Consider the following 16,580-nt stretch of genomic DNA (forward strand, 5'->3'; position numbering starts at 1 on the left):
TAACTAAGCCTATCATCACTTCGCAAAGGAAAATCCATGAGCAACCTAACGCTATTTCTAGTCCAGTGGGGCTTAACTTCTTTATCCCTTTGGGTAGCGAGCTATATCTTTAGTGGTTTACGCTTTGCCGATGGTGGCTCACTGTTGATTGCCGCACTTCTGCTCGGATTTGCGAATGCAATCGTTAAACCATTGTTGATTCTTTTCACACTGCCATTGACGATAGTCACAATGGGCCTGTTTTTACTTGTGATCAATGCATTAGTTCTCATGCTGGTATCTGCTGTAGTGAGTGGCTTTACGATCTCCAGCTTCTGGACGGCATTTTTTGCCAGCATCTTTATTTCTTTATTCAGCCTTTTTGTTAGCGGCTTAGTGTTTTGATACGTTTTCTACCCTACTTATTTATCGTGTAAATATCGGACCAAGGATGCAGCGCTGCCTTACAAGGCTGCGACTTGGTCGCCAGTGATTTAGCATTCTCTGCGGCGATACTAATACCACCAGTTAAAAATCCAAGCCCAATAGAAACGGCGCTATTGACAACTCCAGTCTTGTTAACGCCAGTGCTCGGGTTTTGTAATGTACCTTCTATTTTTACTAAGCCCGCTAGATCAAGCCCAGTTGTGAGACCCGATTTTTCTCTTGGGTTAATACTAAGATTCAAAGCCTCCGTACCTAAATTAATAGAGCCAGAAAGCACAACATCCAAACGATCCGTTTCAACTCCGACCGAGTTCTGGATATTTACAACCCCACTGTTGATAGGAAGATAGCCAACAGCACATTCCAATACAGTTTGATTAGATTTTTTGTAGAGGGGATTGATTGCATCAAAAACTGTTATTACAAAGTCTCCGCCCTTATTTAAAAACTGAGAGTCCAGCTTTGCATTTCGCATTGAAAACTGCAGTACCCCAGTTGATTGACTTACTAGTTGATGTGGACTGACTCCGCTACCCTTTAAATTCCAAGCGACCTGCATATCTCCGCCCGAAACACTTGCCTTAGAGTCTGTAGTAGCCAGAATTTGCTCCAAAGTAAAATCTTTTGCCATGCCCCTGAGGGCAACTTTAGGAATTGGCCGATTCAAATCAAAAATCGATAACTGCGCATGCGCACTACCTTTGCCCAAATTAAAACTTAGATCGTTTGAGTCAATTCTGTCATTCTTAAACTGCAGCGTCGTTTTGAAATTCGTAAATGATGTTTGATTAGGGAGCCCAAGTTCGGCGATATTGATACTCACCGAGCCATCAGCAATTGGAAGAAGATTAAAGGGGAGCGCCTCGTCCGAGAAAAAATACTTTCCCTGCGATTTATGGGGCGCTACAGTGCCAGACTTTCCAGCAGAACCTGCAACTACGGCTGAACCCGCCAAAGGCGCCAAATCAAACGATTTTGAATTGAGATTGATTTGAAAATGCGGTAATTTACTTGGTTGTTTATCGATCACACCAGTGATTGCTAGCAACTTGCCATTCAGCGTGAGATCTACATCTACATTAACCTTTACCGGAGATTGGTCCCAATCCCTAAAAACATTGCGTAGCAAGCTAGTCTTTCCTTTTAGACCTAAGGCGTAATTCTCGTAACGCAAGTCCATCAAGATATTAGAGAGATCTTCCCCAGCATCTACGGTCAACTTTGGAAGCTTGAATACTTTAATATTTTTATCGGACTGCTGAAACTGAATTTGTGCGTCCTCAACATCTATAGCGTTATAGGAAATAAAATTAGCATTCCCATCAGCCGCATTAGAGGAAGCGGAAGCATCCAACTTTCCAGAATTATTTACAGGGGGAGCAAGATTCCAATTACCCTCCCCAGCCTGATTAGTTTGTAAATTTAATTGCAAACCTTGCAGACCAATTCTGCCAATTTCTATGCTTCCTTTGAGAAGCGGCATTAGCCTAATGTCTAATTCCATGTGCTTAAGCGTCAACATATCGGGATTGCTGGCCCATGCAGCATTAGTCAACGAAACTTGTTCCGCCTTTACACTAATTGCCGGAAAGACACTGAGACTGACGGGACCAGAAATTACCAATTCTCGCCCCGTCGCCTCTTTCACTGAAGAGCTTAAGAGCCTGGTTAATTGTGCGGGATTAACAAAGGAAGACGCATACCAAACCCCCGCTGCAACGCAAGCAAGAATTGCTAAAAAGACAAGGAGAGATATCTTGAGGACTTTATTCACCCGTCCATTCTAAAACGAGTAATGCTACCGAGCGTTTATCCATCATCCCTAGACTAAAATGGAGCTATGAACACAGATAACTTTCCAAAGTGCCCTGCTTGCCAGGAAGATATGACCTATCCCGATGGGGATAATTTCGTATGCGCCCAATGTGGTCACGAATGGCCGATGAACGCGGCAACTGAAGAGGTCGAGACAGGATTAATTGTGAAAGATGCCAACGGCAATCTTTTAGCTGATGGGGATACTGTTACTCTAATTAAAGACCTAAAGGTCAAAGGATCCTCAACCACATTAAAGGTTGGCACCAAAATTAAAGGGATTCGCTTGGTATCTGGCGATCATGAAGTGGATTGCAAAACAGAAGCGGGCAATATGCTTCTTAAAGCCTGCTTTTTGAAAAAAGCCTAGGATTACCTACCCTAGGCTTTAGTGCTTACTAGTTAGAAATTAAGCGCTGGCTTTCTTAAGTACTGCGTAGATTTGGTCTTTAAGAAGAAGTTTTTCCTTTTTTAAAGTTTCGATTTCTTCTGGGGTGCTTGGCTCAGTATGAGCCTCCATTCTTTGAATCTTTTGATCTAAATTATTGTGCTTATCAAACAAATGAGAAAAGTGACGATCTGACGTTTTCAGCTTGGTAATGAGTTCGCGATATTCGGGAAACATAGACTCTCTTCATATTAAGGTTATAAAAAACAACTGTGATCCAGTTTAGCAACCCTGCATCGCAACAACAAGACTAGATTGATTTTTTATTGCCCCACTCTTGTAATCCGCAGGACAAACCCCATATAGCAATGAATATTTCCGGATGGAAATTGCAGTAATATCAACTAGTGCATTTTGCACATTAACTACCAAAGAAGGGTAAGAAACCATGGCTACAAAGAAGTCTCCAGTAAAAAAGAAAGTAGCTACCAAGGTGGTAAAGAAAGCCCCTGCAAAAAAAGCCGTCAAAAAGGTTGTCGTTAAAAAAGTGGCAAGTAAAAAGACGGCAAAAAAGGTAGTGAAGAAACCCGCAAACAAAAAGCCAGCAGCTAAAAAAGTAGCAGCCAAGAAGCCCGCAAACAAAAAGCCAGCAGCTAAAAAAGTTGCTAAGAAAACAGTTAAATCATCCTCAACTAAAGCTCCAAAAGTTGACCAATATGGACTTGAGCAAGATGACGAGTTTTACGGGCTTTACTTTGCAAAATCTACAAAAAAAGGTCTTGTTGAAGTAAAACCATGCACCTTCTCTCTTATGTATTGGTGGAAAGGATTGCTAGGCTATCCCGACATGATTGAGATTTCCAAAGGAAGCAATACTGCCATGCTGCAGTTTGAGTCCACTTTTGGTGGTGGCGATTCTGGTGAGACAGAGTTAACTGAAAAAGATGTTCTCGATATTGATCACATCATTGAGGTAGATGAAGAAGAGATGTTGATCTCCCTCTATTCATATGTACCGATTCCAGTTCCCGAAAAACTCGTTGGCGCATTAGGTCTCTCGATATTAAATATTAACCCTGAAACACGCTATGGCAGCCTAGAGTTATGTACCACTGAAAATGAAGAGGGAGAAACAGAACACTTCTTGCGTTATCGTGCAGCCACCTATTTGCGTGGCATCAAGTCTGGTAAGGTAGAGGCCATTGAAAGCATGGTTACCAATGGTTCTGAATTCTTCGGCCTAGCTTTAGATGCAATGTGTGTCAATAAGTCGATTAAGAAGTGGTTATTGAGTTAATACGCCACTTCATAGCTAATTCACTTATCTACACAAGTAGATATAAGTCAAAGGAAAACGGTCATTGACCGTTTTTCGACTCTCAACAATCGTAACGCTCCGCTTACCGAGCTTCTTGCATTCCTCAAGCGCAACCTCCTGTGCCTCGGATTCCTTTGCATCTTTGGGAGCATGCACACCTATAGCACCATCCGATTGCTGATAGACACCAAATTTACTGGCCGGTGTCGAGCATGCTATCAGCAACGTAGCCAATACTCCAACCATTGCAATGAATAGCGCTCGATTAATTGCGTTCATAAAATTCCACCATGATTATTAGCGCCAGAAATTGTCTAAGGAACACAAAGGCATCACTTATTTCTGTGCATATGTTCGGCAGATATTACTACCGTATAGGGTAAAGCGTGATTTTTTCTAATCACATCCTTTTTCCGATCTCCTCGAGGAAATTCATACCCTTCTTAGTGGCAAACAGATACTTAACGCGAGCATCTTCTTTGCTGTTAATAACTCCAAGCAATCCTTTGTCTATCAGAATCTTCATACTCTTGTGAATTGTTGCTGGCGAGGCAATATGACTCATCTCCAACAATTCTTTGACTTTAAGATTACTTTTTTCCAAAGTTGAGTGCGCGATAAGAATGAAGATGTCCCATTCGTGCGCATTAAGCGCATGCTTGAATTGAACATCTCCTACATATTTTGCAAATTCAATATATTTCTTTGCTAGCGCTGACATATAAAGCCTTTTGTAAATTTTGTGACATAGATCACATACTTTCTATGGCAGGTTAAATGTCTCGAATATCTCCAAGCGTGATTATTACAATGTTTTTGAGCATATCAAAATATCTCAAAGTGGAACAAATTCATTCATAATTTTTATATGGATATAGAAGATTAATACACTACTGCTTGACCATCGCGGCGAGGATCACTCGCAGCGACATAGCCATCGCTTATGTCGTCAGACAACCTCCAAATAAATTGTCCAGCCCCAAAATCCATATAGGGGTCATCAACCTTCTTCAAGATATGCCCCAAGTCAGATAAACCTTGTACGGTATTCGCATTCATGCTCGATTCCACATCTAGACTAAAGTCACGATTGACTTTCCAGCGCGGAGCATCACAAGCGGCTTGAGGTTGTTGACGATAAGAAAGCATTCGTAAAATAGTTTGTAGATGCCCCTGAGGTTGCATGTCACCACCCATTACACCAAAACTCATTTGCGGAACAATAGTGTCGCCCGCTTTGCGAGTTAAAAAGGCTGGAATGATGGTGTGAAACGGACGCTTACCACCAGCAACCACATTGGCCGATTTGGGGTCCATCGAAAATCCGAATCCACGATTTTGCAAACTAATTCCCCAATTAGGCACAACTACACCCGAACCAAATCCCATGTAATTACTTTGAATAAATGAGATCATGCGACCTTGTTCATCAGTAGCGGTTAAATAAACCGTTCCACCTGACTGGGGCATTCCAAAATTAAAGTGTGTGGCTTTGCGTGGGTTAATTAACTTTGCACGTTCCGATAAATAAGCAGGATCAAGCATTTGCGTGGGCGTGACTGCCATTGAACGCGGGTCAGCAACATATTGATATACATCGGCAAAAGCCAACTTCATTGCCTCAATTTGTAGGTGCTGACTTTCAACACCATCAACTGGCAAACTTGCAAGGTCAAAGTTTTGCAAGATACCGAGGGCAATTAATGCACCTATACCTTGACCATTGGGTGGAATTTCATGCATGGAGTAGGTTTTTCCATCTGCGCCACAAATATCTTGTGAGATAGTTCCAACCCAGTCTGGCTTGTAGCCAGCAAGGTCATGGGCAGTCATCGAACCCCCATTATTTTTTGCATGTGAGGCAATCTCTTGTGCAATCTCCCCTTCGTAAAACTCACGAATTCCAGTGCGCGCAATCTTTTTGAGCGTTTTAGCGGCCGATGGAAAACGAAAGATCTCGCTAATTTCTGGAGCCCGTCCATGAGGCATAAATACCTGCGCAAAACCAGGCTGATGCTCCAACTCAGGAATAGCAGCATTCCACTTATGAGCTACTACGGGAGCCATGGCATAACCTTTTTCGGCAATCTCAATTGCAGGCTGCAATAAATCCCCCAAAGGCAACGACCCAAAGCGTCTATGTAGCTCTTCCCATCCAGCTAATGCACCTGGAACAGTTACAGAATCCCAACCCCGCTTTGGCCTATCAGCCAGACCGTTACTATCGACACCATATTTATTCGAGAAATACTCTGTACTCCAAGCTTGCGGAGCTACACCAGAAGCATTGAGTCCATGTAATTCCTTGCCATCCCACACGATTGCAAAACAATCACTTCCTAAGCCGTTTGACACTGGCTCCACAATCATTAAAGCCGCTGCTGCTGCAATAGCGGCATCAATCGCATTACCACCTTGATGAATCATCTTCAGCCCCGCTTGGGCAGCAAAAGGATGAGAGGTAGAGACGACATTACGCCCCATGACCGGCACCCGTATGCTGGGGTACGGGTTGTTCCAATTAAATTTCATGAATAGACTATTCCGCGTTAATTTGAGCTTGTTTAATTAAGTTACTCCAGCGAACACGTTCTTTTGCAACCATCGTCGCAAACTTATCTGGAGTGCCTGGCATAGGTTCCGCACCAATCTGCGCAAAACGTTCAACCACATCAGGCGATACGATGACTTTGTTTAAGGCTGCATTTAACTTTGCTACGATTTCAGGGGCTAAATTTCTTGGTCCAAATATGCCGAACCAAGTACTGGATTCAAATTGTCCTAAACCATATTTTTTGCCAGCCTCAGCAACAGTTGGGACGTCCGGCAATAAAGTCGAGCGTTTCGTTCCGCCAACGGCTAAAGCATTGAGCTTGCCATCCTTAACAGGCTGAAGGCCAGCAACCATAACGTCAAATAGGATATGCACTTTGCCAGATACTAAGTCTGGTAACGCTAATGCAGAACCTTTATAGGGAACATGGGTCATATCGAGCCCCGCTTGAGCTTTAAGGGCTTCAACATTTAATTGAATGACTGTGCCATTACCGCTGGAGGCAAAATTTAATTCCCCAGGATGGGCTTTTGCATAGAGTATTAGGTCTTTTAAGGTTTTTATTGGTAATGTTTTAGTTACCATCAAAAGTGATGGCGATGCCACTGCACCACCAATAGGTGTGAAATCAGTCACGGCATCATAAGGTAGTTTTTTATTAAAGCTAGGCGCAACTGAATGCGTACTACTACTCGTAAAGAGTATTGTGTATCCGTCTGGGTTAGCGCGAGCCACTAGACCAGCTCCGATGGTGCCACCAGCACCTGGATGATTATCTACAACCACTGCTTGACCTAAACTGGTAGTGAGTTTTTGCGCCACGATACGAGCTAAGGCATCGGTTGCCCCGCCCGGTGGAAACGGCACAATCATCGTAATGGCCTTACTGGGATAATCACGAACAGATGTGGTTTGGGCATTTGCGTTACCCAAACATAAATATGCGGCTGATATTAAAAGAACGCATATGTTTCTTCGGTTTTGCAGCATTCTCTTTAGTCTCCTATTTATCTAATATCGTATATGATATTTTTTTGAAAATTCTATTTAATTCGCCGTGATCCACCCTCAAGAATACCCTTTTGATCACTTGGTAATCATTGGCAGAGATCAGCTTGGGAAACTTGCTCAACAATTTTTGACCCAAGGCTTTCTGCTAACCCCACTTGCCCACCACAATTTAGGCTCAAGTAATCAACTCATTATGTTAGATAGTAGCTATATTGAGCTACTTGGGTGTGAGCCTGGCAAACCGCCACAAAGAGCAGAAATTGCAAATCAGCCCCTTGGGCTAGATGCCCTAGTCTTTCGCACAAACGATGCTGAAAAAACTTATCAAGAGCTAGTAAAAGGTGGTTTTTCTGTAAATCCCATTCAAGACCTCAGTCGTGAATCTGAATACAAGGGCAATTCAGTTTTGGTTCAATTCAAAACAGTGCGCTTTTCAGTGCAACCCATTCCAGGAATCAGAATCTATTTTTGTGAGCACATTACACCAGAGTATGTTTGGCAAGATCAATGGCTAAAACATCTGAATCAACTAGGTCACTTAAAAAGCATTTCGCTTGCTAGCCCTAATGTTTTAGAGAGCGTCAACGTATTGGGTCAGCTACTCAATATAGATAAAAAGCACATCGTGATTAGCGAGGAGTTAGCCCAACTTCAACTCCCCAATATTCAAATAAACATACAAAAAGATGGGAATCTCATTGAGTCTCGAGTAATGTGCGCGCAAGTCAGTAAAAACTCAATAGATCCTGTAGACTTAATTATAAATAATCAGCATTTAAATCTGTAGGGACCAACCTCATGAGATCCAAGTTCAGTTTTATTTCCAAGTTATTCCTCTCAGGATTAACCTTTTGCTTAACCATATGTGCCCTATCGACTTCGAGTTACGCCCAAAGCGATAAACCGCTGACATTGATAGTTCCATTTCCACCGGGTGGTAGCACTGATATCACCGCGCGCACCATCCAATCCAAGCTCTCGGAGCGCATTGGCAGGCCGGTAGTAATTGAAAATCGCCCAGGTGCGGCAAGTCAAATTGCTACTCAATATGTCGCTCGCTCTGCGCCTGATGGCAATACTTTATTAATTAGTTTTGATAACCACTCTATTAATCCAATTGTCAAACCCAAGCTTCCATATGACACTTTTAAGGATTTTGCAGGCGTAAGTTTATTGGTACGTTTTCCCTTAGTGATTGCTGCCAACCCATCAGTCCCCGGAAATAATCTCGCCGAATTTATTGCAGCAGCCAAAAAGAAACCTGGGTTATATAGCTATGCCTCAACTGGGATGGGCTCACTCAACCAGCTTGCAATGGAGGACATTAAACGTAAAGCTGGAATCTTCGTATTGCATGTTCCTTACAGCGGTGGCGGTCCTGCGATTGCAGCTGTAGTTGGCAATACCGCTAGCCTGACCTTACTAAGCTACGCAGCTCTTAAGGGTCAAATTCAGGCGGACAAGCTTAAGGCGCTAGCCGTGACTGGAGCCCAACGTTTACCAGAGTTACCAAAGGTTCCTACCGTAGCTGAATCAGGATACCCTGGATTTGAGGCCTATTCTTGGATAGGCGCATTTGCTCCAGCAGATACCCCCGCTCCGATTGTGAAAAAGCTCACTGCTGATTTTCAGGCAGTCTTAAATGATCCTGAGATTAAAACCAAACTCACTCAAGGTGGATTTGATGTGCAAGCAAGCGATGGACCTACATTGGATAAGCATGTAAGGCGTGATCATGATCGTTGGCAACAATTCATAAAAAATACCCAACTGAATTTAGAAGATTAATATGGCCGACAAGATCAACGGCGCAGAAGCGCTAGTACGCATGCTGCAAGAATACGATGTAAAGCATATCTTTGGCTTATGTGGCGATACCAGTCTGCCGTTTTATGACGCCCTTGCAAGACTTGATCATGGCATGCAACATATCCTCACTAGGGATGAACGCAGCGCAGGATATATGGCCGATGCCTATGCACGAGTAACGCATAAAGTCGGCGTTTGCGAAGGACCGAGCGGTGGTGGTGCAACTTATTTATTACCAGGTCTTGTTGAGGCTAATGAATCCTCTATTCCAGTTTTAGGCATCACTTCTGATGTACCCGTCACCTCACGTGGCAAGTTTCCCTTGACTGAATTAGATCAGCAAGCCTTATATAAGCCACTCACCAAGTGGAATACAACGATTGATTTAGCTGCGCAAATTCCATCAGCGGTACGTACTGCCTTTAGGGCGATGACAACTGGAAAACCTGGAAGTGCTCATATTTGCCTCCCACATGATGTGCAAAAACATCCGATAGATGCAGGCGATATTTGGGCACAGAAGGAACACTCACACTACCCTGCTCAGCGCTATGTAGCTAATGATAGTGATATAGAAACGGCGACCAAGCTCATCTTGGCTGCGAAATTCCCTGTAATCGTTTGCGGTGGTGGCATCATTAATTCAGGCGCAGAAGAGACTCTAAAAAATATCGCTGAGCTACTGAATATTCCAGTATGTACTACTGTTAGCGGCCAAGGAAGTCTAGCTGGCACCCATCCATTAAACGCAGGTGTAGTAGGTGCCAATGGCGGAGTCATGGCAACTAGAGAGGTTATTAATAGTGCGGACCTGGTTTTCTTCATGACGTGTCGCGCCGGATCCACTACCACTGAAAATTGGCGTTTTCCTAACAAAACGATTCCCATCATTCATTTAGATGTTGATCCCGAAACGATTGGCGCAAATTACCCAATCGCAGCAAGCCTAGTTGGCGATGCCAAACTCACCCTTGAGAAACTACTTACCGAATTAAAGGACAACATTCAGAATCGAGCGAAGGATTGTGTAGATGGAAAGGCAGTTGTTGCCAAAACCAAGGCGATCAAATTTGAACCTTTTCTAAAATTAGCAAACAGCAATGACTCACCCATTCTTCCCGAAAGAATTGTGCATACCCTCAATAAGCTTCTTCCAAAGGATGCCATTGTTTGTGCCGATCCAGGCACCCCATGCCCATACTTCTCTGCCTATTTTCTGAGCGATATTCCCGGCAGACACTTCATCACCAACCGCGCCCATGGCGCACTGGGCTTTGCCATGTCAGCAGCTGTTGGTGCAGCAGTTGGTAGACCACAATCGAAATGCGTCGCCGTGATGGGTGACGGTAGCTTTGGATTTACAGTTGGCGAGCTAGAGACCATCACTCGCTATAAGTTACCTATTTTGATGGTCGTGATATCTAACTCGGTTTATGGATGGATTAAGGCAAGCCAAAAATCAGGCTACGATCAACGCTATTACTCCGTTGACTTTAATCGCACCAATCATGCCAAAGTTGCTGAGGCTTATGGCGTGCGCTCTTGGACAGTTGAGGATCCTCAAAAATTAGAAGCAGTCCTTAAAGCAGCTATCGAATGTGGTGAACCAGCATTGGTGGATATTATTTCTCAACCATTACAAGACGCCGCTGCACCTGTCAGTCAATGGATGGGTTAAACAAACTTAAACCAATGTGCAGTTCAAATAAAAACCACCCGAGGGTGGTTTTTATTTTCATAGAGGAAATTCTTTCTGACTTAATTCTGCGGACAAGCATTAGCCAAAGGCATACCAGCTACACGATCCTTAATCCAAGATAAGTAGAAAGGTTTGGAGCTTGCAGGCGTTGTAAAGTGAGATTGCTCTCCTGGCAACTGCATTCTGCCGACGTTACCGCCTAATTTACAGGCCTGCTCCTGATAAAGTTTATGCATGATAGGAGGCACAGTAGTGTCTTTTGCGCCAAAATAAATTTGCACTGGGGCAACGGGCTTTACCACGGGAACACCGCCTTTTACCATTGCTTTAACCCAAGCCAAAGTATTTTCAGGCTTTTGTTTTAATAAACTTGCATAGTTTGAGCCGTAGTTAAAGTTAAATGTATCGCTTGCCGAGTGCATGCATTTGTTTAAATAAATTTCATTTGCAACTTTCACACCCTCATCAGTCATAAGATCGGATAGCTTTAGACTGGGGGTTGAAGCCTGAGTACCCCAATAAGTCATGGTCGCATGAGTGAAATCAAAAATATTACCTAAAAACATTTTTTGCAGATCTTGGAAATACTTATCAGCGCTAGCTTGATCCAACTTATTTGCTGGTGCAAATATGGAAATATCCTGCGGAGCCAAAGCAACAAAACCTAGAATTTCAAGGTTGTCTGAGGCGGTTCCACTTTGCTTAATGTATTCAGGCATTGCTGCTAAGGCAATCGCCGCACCACCGCCTTGAGACCAACCATAAATAATGGTCTTTTTATTAGCGCCAGTTTCTTGCATGGAACTGGCAGCACGAGCCGCATTGAGAGTGTCCATGCCGTTACTCACCGCAACACTATATTGATGACGGCCACCGCCACCCAAGCCCTGATAGTCGGTAGCGACAACAACATATCCTTGGTTGATGAATTCTTCTAAAGCTGGAATCCCGTAATCCATCCATGAGTTACCCCCAATTAAGAAGTATTCATTTAAGGGTGTCGCAGGATCAATCACTTGTGATGGACCACAGTTCTGAGCAGAACCAGTGGTGCCATGACCCCATGACATCACTGGTCGACCACCCGCAGGGGCAGGTCCCTTAGGAGCAACAACTAAGCCCGTTGAAATCGTTTTACGACCGGATACATCCGATGAAATGTAAGCAATTCTCCAAGCTTGTGCACCTTTTAAGGATGTAGAAATTTCTTCTTGTTTGATGACTTGCCCCAATTTTCCTTCAGGCGACATCTTCATCACTTCAGAATAAAAAGGCTGCATAGGTGGATCGGCATGCGCAGAATTAAAACCAAATGCAAGCAAAGAGCTTACGAGCAAGACAGAAAGTTTATTTTTCATAAAAACCTTAAGTAAAAAATACAAAAGCAATTAAACGGGAATATTAACCTTATAAACATGATCTTGAAGTTGTTTTGCAACCGGCTGGCTTTCAGCTGCTGGAATCATTACCTCAATATAAGAAGCGCCATCGAAAGAGTTTGCTTTTTCTATTGCGGCATCCAATTCCGCAACTGTGGAAACCTTGGCGCTGAACCAATTATTACAACCCATGGCTGCTGGAAGTTGTGAGTAATTCCATTTCGCTAAATCATCATATTTCCAGCCAACCTCGCTAACAACAATTTCAACCCCATAAAGAGCATTATTGAGTACAAAAATAATCGGCTTAATGCCATAACGACCCATGGTACCAATTTCATTGGCCGTCAACTGATGTGAGCCATCTCCCGTTACGACAATCGTACGCCCTGCTTTATTGGCCATGCAAATACCTTCAGCAGCAGGGGTTGCCCAGCCAATAGAGCCCCACAAAGTTTGAGACTGAAAGCCCACACCTTCTGGCAACAACATTGGAGTCATGTACAGCATACAAGTGCCCGTTTCAGCCACGAGCACATCGCCAGCACGCAACATATTTTGTAAGCGTGGATAAAAATTAGCGGAATTCGTTGAATCTGCAGGTGCGCCAACTAACGGAAACTTAGAGAGCTTTTCTGTAGTTTGAACTTTGGCAACTGGATTGATACGCTTGGTTAACTCAGACAACATGTCGCCTAAGGCTACCCCACTAAATATAGTGCCGCCAAGTTTTACATAATGATCACCAAGAACAATTGTTTTTTGCGGATCAAGATTGTTCGTCCAATTACCGGTATTGATGTCCTCATTAATAAGGCCACCAATGTCAAATACTAAATCCGCGCTCTCAACTACGCACTTTAAATCTTTAGGACTTGAGCTTACTCCGCTATACACGCCAAGATAGTTAGGATGAGACTCTGATACAAGACCTTTACCCATTGGCGGAGTTGCAAAGGACATATTGGATTTATTGAGGAGCTCTATAAATTGATTGGTTAAACCATAGCTAGCAACCAAATTCGATGGTAGTGCAACAATGTTTTTTGCAGCATTGACTTTACTCATCACAAAATTAACGGCAGCCTCTAGGCTGGCAGGATCGCTATTAGCCTTCTTAACGGAAGCCAATGGCACACCTTTAACTGGAGCGCCATTAATTGGCATTAGCGCATAATCCATTGGCACAATAATGTAAGCGGGCTCACTAAAACGGAGTGCATCACGAATCACCCGCTCCATTTCATCGATCACGTTGTCAGGCGTCAGGTTAGTTGAGACGCAACATGCTGCGGCGGATATAGCCTGGAAATTATTAAACACTCCATCACCTAATGTATGGTGGGTAACGAGACCTTGTCTTTGAATACGAGTACTAGGAGATCCAACCAGGAAAAACATCGGCAATCGTTGCGACTTAGCGCCCATCACACCATTAATCGCGCTAAGCTCTCCCACACCATAAGTGGTTGAAAGTATAGAAGCGCCATAGATGCGGGCGTAACCATCCGCCGCATAGGCAGCATTCAACTCATTTGCGCAAGCAATCCATTCCAAGCGATCACATTTCTCAATGGCATCATCAAATGGAAATGCATAGTCGCCTGGCACCCCAAACACACGATCGATACCCAAATCCGCTAATCGATTAATGACGTATTCAACCACTGTCGGTGTACTTGTAGCCATGGATAATCCTTTTAAAAATTGAACTAATATTCTAATAGAGACTAAAGGTGAATCGGCAGGCTAACTGAGACCCGAGCAGAAACACTAGGGATTTTTAAAATGCCCAAAATTAAATAATTTACCCACAAAAATAAGCCGAAAGAATTCGGCTTATTTATTTCAGAGCGCTACTAAGTATTTAGCGGGCATATTTTGTGAATAGTACTTGGGTACCATTTTTAGCGCACCCTTCTGCTACTAAGCCTTCATAAAGCTTCTTAGCCAATGCCAATGCAGGCAAATCTAAATTGACTTTCTGTGCCTCTTCTAGAGCAATGCCTAAATCTTTTAAGAAGTGCTCTACATAAAAACCAGGCGCAAAATCACCAGCAATCATCCGAGCTCCAAGATTGAGTAACTGAAATCCAGAAGCCGCTCCGCCACCAATGGATTCCATTACCGTCTCTGGATTAAGGCCAACTGATTTAGCGTAACCTAATCCCTCACTCACACCCATAATCGTTCCAGCAATCACAATTTGATTACACATCTTAGTGTGCTGACCAGCGCCAGGACCACCCTGCAAAACGACATTGGAACCCATGATTTTTAGAATAGGAAGTACCGCATCAAAATCAGACTGTTTACCGCCAACCATGATGGAGAGCTTAGCGTTACGGGCACCAACATCGCCACCAGAGACCGGCGCATCCAAACCATGACAACCACGCTTCTCAGCCTCCTCAGCAATTCTTTTTGCTAGTGATGGGCTAGAAGTAGTCATATCAATGAGATAAGCATTCTTAGCTCGATCCAAAATCTTGCCAGCACCAAAATAAACCTCTTCCACATCAGATGGGTAGCCCACCATGGTGATGATGACATCGGACTCGGCAGCAAGATCACCAATGGTGTCAAACCACTTAGCGCCTTTAGCAACTAAATCATCTGTTTTTGATTTTGAGCGATTAAATACATTCAATTGATGACCGGCAGCCAATAAATGACCGGCCATACTTTGGCCCATGATGCCTAGACCGATAAAACCAATACGTTGCTTTGCGCTCATGCCCAACCTCTTTCTCAGGAATCAAAGATTTGAATCTTATCCTAATAACAGGTTTTGCTGTTTTCGCCGAAGCACGGGAAAAAATAAACCACCCGAGGGTGGTTTAAGTGATATACCAACTCAAATCAGCTTGCTGGACATCCATTGGGGATTGGTTTACCAGCTATACGATCTTTAACCCACTGCAGATACATCGGAGCTGAAACCCCAGGAGTTGTGAAGTGAGTTTGCTCTCCAGGTAACTGAATTCTTGCAACATTAGCACCTGAAGCACACTTTTGCTTCTGATACAGCTCGTGCATCACAGGCGGTACAGCCGTATCATGAGTGCCCCAATAAATAATGACTGGAGCAACTGGATTTACAGGAGGAACACTGCCATCAATGAACGCTTTTATCCAGGCTGAAGAATTGCTTGGTTGTGGCTTGATAAGGGATTTATAGTTACTCCCATAGGTGTAAGTAAAGCTATCAGCCATCACGTGAACGCACTTATTTCTGGACAGCTTATCAGCCACCCTTGCACCCTCTTCAGTCAAAACATCAGTTAGCTTGAGATCGGGAAACGCTGCTTGTGTTCCCCACAGTCCCATCATGTAGTGAGCAAATAAAAATACATTTGGAACATTGGCCTGCGTAAAGCCGTTCATGATTTTGATTGCTTCTTCATCATTGCTGAGTGTTTTAGGCAGCATGACCGCTAAATCCTCAGGAGCTAACGCCACAAACCCAAGATATTCCAAACCATCAGCAGCGGTACCCTTTTGGGCTAGATATTCAGGCTGACTGGCTGCTGCAATTGTGGCACCGCCGCCCTGTGACCATCCATACACAACCGTCTTTTTGCCGGCTCCAACCTCTTTCATTGAACCTGCTGCTCTAGCAGCATTAATGACGTCTCTGCCGTTAGTTCGTGCTACAGCATATTGATGCTTACCTCCGCCGCCTTGACCTTGATAGTCGGTAGCAACCACCACATAACCTTGATCAATAAACTCTTGACCATTTGGAATGCCAAAGTCAGTCCAAGAGTCACCATCCATTAAAAAGTACTCATTCAAAGCGCGGGTAGGATCGATGATTTGAGAAGGACCACAATTTTGTGCCGAACCAGTTGTGCCGTGCGCCCAACTCAAGATTGGTCTACCCTCTTTTGGCGCAGGCCCTACTGGCGCAATGATGGTGCCAGTGGCAATTGTTTTTCTTCCAGCCAAGTCTGATGAAATGTAAGCAATCTTCCAAGCTTGCGTGCCTTTGAGACTTGTCTCTATTTTTTCTTTTTTGATGATCTGCCCCAGCTTCCCTTCAGGAGCCATTTTCATGACGGAAGCATAAAAAGGAGGCATAGGAGGGTCAGCATAGACAGCAGAAGAAAGGATACCTAGTGTTAGCGCAAACACAGAGCTGGAAAAGTGAATAAGTTTTTTCATAAGTTCAGAGTATG

The 16,580-nt window shown here is 43.7% G+C and carries 16 protein-coding genes; 6 read left to right on the forward strand and 10 right to left on the reverse strand.

Going from position 1 to position 16,580, the window contains the following annotated elements; genetic code table 11:
* The first annotated feature begins 36 nt into the window (after positions 1–36).
* Complete coding sequence (locus tag FD973_RS07160; RefSeq protein WP_215322669.1) at positions 37–384, forward strand: phage holin family protein; 348 nt, start codon at positions 37–39, stop codon at positions 382–384.
* A gap of 13 nt (positions 385–397) precedes the next feature.
* Here FD973_RS07160 and FD973_RS07165 read toward each other — a convergent pair whose 3' ends face one another.
* Positions 398–2,200: an AsmA family protein gene (locus FD973_RS07165; RefSeq protein WP_215322670.1), complete on the reverse strand. Its 1,803-nt coding sequence runs from the start codon at positions 2,198–2,200 to the stop codon at positions 398–400.
* Positions 2,201–2,266: 66 nt separating this feature from the next.
* Between FD973_RS07165 and FD973_RS07170 the strand changes: the two genes are divergently transcribed.
* Entirely contained in the window at positions 2,267–2,611 is a 345-nt protein-coding gene (locus FD973_RS07170; RefSeq protein WP_215322671.1) for a zinc ribbon domain-containing protein YjdM, read from the forward strand.
* 39 nt (positions 2,612–2,650) lie between these two features.
* Here FD973_RS07170 and FD973_RS07175 read toward each other — a convergent pair whose 3' ends face one another.
* A complete protein-coding gene (locus FD973_RS07175) occupies positions 2,651–2,866 on the reverse strand; it encodes a YdcH family protein (RefSeq protein ID WP_215322672.1) in 216 nt (71 codons plus the stop codon).
* 211 nt (positions 2,867–3,077) lie between these two features.
* Between FD973_RS07175 and FD973_RS07180 the strand changes: the two genes are divergently transcribed.
* Entirely contained in the window at positions 3,078–3,926 is an 849-nt protein-coding gene (locus FD973_RS07180; protein ID WP_215322673.1) for a hypothetical protein, read from the forward strand.
* 24 nt (positions 3,927–3,950) lie between these two features.
* On the opposite strand, the gene FD973_RS07185 is transcribed toward FD973_RS07180, so the two are convergent.
* From FD973_RS07185 to FD973_RS07200, 4 genes are all read right to left on the reverse strand, one after another.
* Positions 3,951–4,226, reverse strand: a complete 276-nt coding sequence (locus FD973_RS07185) for a hypothetical protein (RefSeq protein ID WP_251368748.1) — start codon at positions 4,224–4,226, stop codon at positions 3,951–3,953.
* Between the two features lie 121 nt (positions 4,227–4,347).
* Complete coding sequence (locus FD973_RS07190) at positions 4,348–4,668, reverse strand: hypothetical protein (protein WP_215322674.1); 321 nt, start codon at positions 4,666–4,668, stop codon at positions 4,348–4,350.
* Between the two features lie 161 nt (positions 4,669–4,829).
* Complete coding sequence (locus FD973_RS07195; protein ID WP_215322675.1) at positions 4,830–6,479, reverse strand: gamma-glutamyltransferase family protein; 1,650 nt, start codon at positions 6,477–6,479, stop codon at positions 4,830–4,832.
* 7 nt (positions 6,480–6,486) lie between these two features.
* Complete coding sequence (locus FD973_RS07200; protein ID WP_215322676.1) at positions 6,487–7,491, reverse strand: tripartite tricarboxylate transporter substrate binding protein; 1,005 nt, start codon at positions 7,489–7,491, stop codon at positions 6,487–6,489.
* A gap of 67 nt (positions 7,492–7,558) precedes the next feature.
* Between FD973_RS07200 and FD973_RS07205 the strand changes: the two genes are divergently transcribed.
* The 3 genes from FD973_RS07205 to FD973_RS07215 are packed head-to-tail and all read left to right on the forward strand — an operon-like array spanning position 7,559 to position 10,999.
* On the forward strand, positions 7,559–8,299 hold the full coding sequence (locus FD973_RS07205) for a VOC family protein (RefSeq protein WP_215322677.1): 741 nt from the start codon (positions 7,559–7,561) through the stop codon (positions 8,297–8,299).
* A gap of 11 nt (positions 8,300–8,310) precedes the next feature.
* Positions 8,311–9,300, forward strand: a complete 990-nt coding sequence (locus tag FD973_RS07210; protein ID WP_215322678.1) for a tripartite tricarboxylate transporter substrate binding protein — start codon at positions 8,311–8,313, stop codon at positions 9,298–9,300.
* A gap of 1 nt (position 9,301) precedes the next feature.
* Positions 9,302–10,999 (forward strand): thiamine pyrophosphate-binding protein, encoded by a 1,698-nt coding sequence (locus FD973_RS07215; protein WP_215322679.1) that lies wholly within the window; start codon positions 9,302–9,304, stop codon positions 10,997–10,999.
* 80 nt (positions 11,000–11,079) lie between these two features.
* Here FD973_RS07215 and FD973_RS07220 read toward each other — a convergent pair whose 3' ends face one another.
* The 4 genes from FD973_RS07220 to FD973_RS07235 all read right to left on the reverse strand — a co-directional run bounded on the left by FD973_RS07220 (position 11,080) and on the right by FD973_RS07235 (position 16,566).
* On the reverse strand, positions 11,080–12,378 hold the full coding sequence (locus FD973_RS07220) for an alpha/beta fold hydrolase (protein WP_215322680.1): 1,299 nt from the start codon (positions 12,376–12,378) through the stop codon (positions 11,080–11,082).
* 30 nt (positions 12,379–12,408) lie between these two features.
* Positions 12,409–14,088: an alpha-keto acid decarboxylase family protein gene (locus FD973_RS07225; protein ID WP_215322681.1), complete on the reverse strand. Its 1,680-nt coding sequence runs from the start codon at positions 14,086–14,088 to the stop codon at positions 12,409–12,411.
* Between the two features lie 178 nt (positions 14,089–14,266).
* Positions 14,267–15,136 (reverse strand): NAD(P)-dependent oxidoreductase, encoded by an 870-nt coding sequence (locus tag FD973_RS07230; protein ID WP_215322682.1) that lies wholly within the window; start codon positions 15,134–15,136, stop codon positions 14,267–14,269.
* A 125-nt stretch (positions 15,137–15,261) separates the two neighbouring features.
* Positions 15,262–16,566 (reverse strand): alpha/beta fold hydrolase, encoded by a 1,305-nt coding sequence (locus FD973_RS07235; RefSeq protein ID WP_215322683.1) that lies wholly within the window; start codon positions 16,564–16,566, stop codon positions 15,262–15,264.
* Positions 16,567–16,580 lie beyond the last annotated feature (14 nt).

It is taken from the genome of Polynucleobacter sp. MWH-Braz-FAM2G (assembly GCF_018687635.1).
In the GTDB taxonomy this organism is placed as follows: Bacteria; Pseudomonadota; Gammaproteobacteria; order Burkholderiales; family Burkholderiaceae; genus Polynucleobacter.

Excerpts from the sequence above, each read along its gene's own strand:
- FD973_RS07160 (WP_215322669.1), top strand. The coding sequence starts at position 37 with ATGAGCAACCTAACGCTATTTCTAGTCCAGTGGGGCTTAACTTCTTTA.
- FD973_RS07170 (WP_215322671.1), top strand. The coding sequence starts at position 2,267 with ATGAACACAGATAACTTTCCAAAGTGCCCTGCTTGCCAGGAAGATATG.
- FD973_RS07175 (WP_215322672.1), bottom strand. The coding sequence starts at position 2,866 with ATGTTTCCCGAATATCGCGAACTCATTACCAAGCTGAAAACGTCAGAT.
- FD973_RS07180 (WP_215322673.1), top strand. The coding sequence starts at position 3,078 with ATGGCTACAAAGAAGTCTCCAGTAAAAAAGAAAGTAGCTACCAAGGTG.
- FD973_RS07185 (WP_251368748.1), bottom strand. The coding sequence starts at position 4,226 with ATGAACGCAATTAATCGAGCGCTATTCATTGCAATGGTTGGAGTATTG.
- FD973_RS07190 (WP_215322674.1), bottom strand. The coding sequence starts at position 4,668 with ATGTCAGCGCTAGCAAAGAAATATATTGAATTTGCAAAATATGTAGGA.
- FD973_RS07195 (WP_215322675.1), bottom strand. The coding sequence starts at position 6,479 with ATGAAATTTAATTGGAACAACCCGTACCCCAGCATACGGGTGCCGGTC.
- FD973_RS07200 (WP_215322676.1), bottom strand. The coding sequence starts at position 7,491 with ATGCTGCAAAACCGAAGAAACATATGCGTTCTTTTAATATCAGCCGCA.
- FD973_RS07210 (WP_215322678.1), top strand. The coding sequence starts at position 8,311 with ATGAGATCCAAGTTCAGTTTTATTTCCAAGTTATTCCTCTCAGGATTA.
- FD973_RS07215 (WP_215322679.1), top strand. The coding sequence starts at position 9,302 with ATGGCCGACAAGATCAACGGCGCAGAAGCGCTAGTACGCATGCTGCAA.
- FD973_RS07220 (WP_215322680.1), bottom strand. The coding sequence starts at position 12,378 with ATGAAAAATAAACTTTCTGTCTTGCTCGTAAGCTCTTTGCTTGCATTT.
- FD973_RS07225 (WP_215322681.1), bottom strand. The coding sequence starts at position 14,088 with ATGGCTACAAGTACACCGACAGTGGTTGAATACGTCATTAATCGATTA.
- FD973_RS07230 (WP_215322682.1), bottom strand. The coding sequence starts at position 15,136 with ATGAGCGCAAAGCAACGTATTGGTTTTATCGGTCTAGGCATCATGGGC.
- FD973_RS07235 (WP_215322683.1), bottom strand. The coding sequence starts at position 16,566 with ATGAAAAAACTTATTCACTTTTCCAGCTCTGTGTTTGCGCTAACACTA.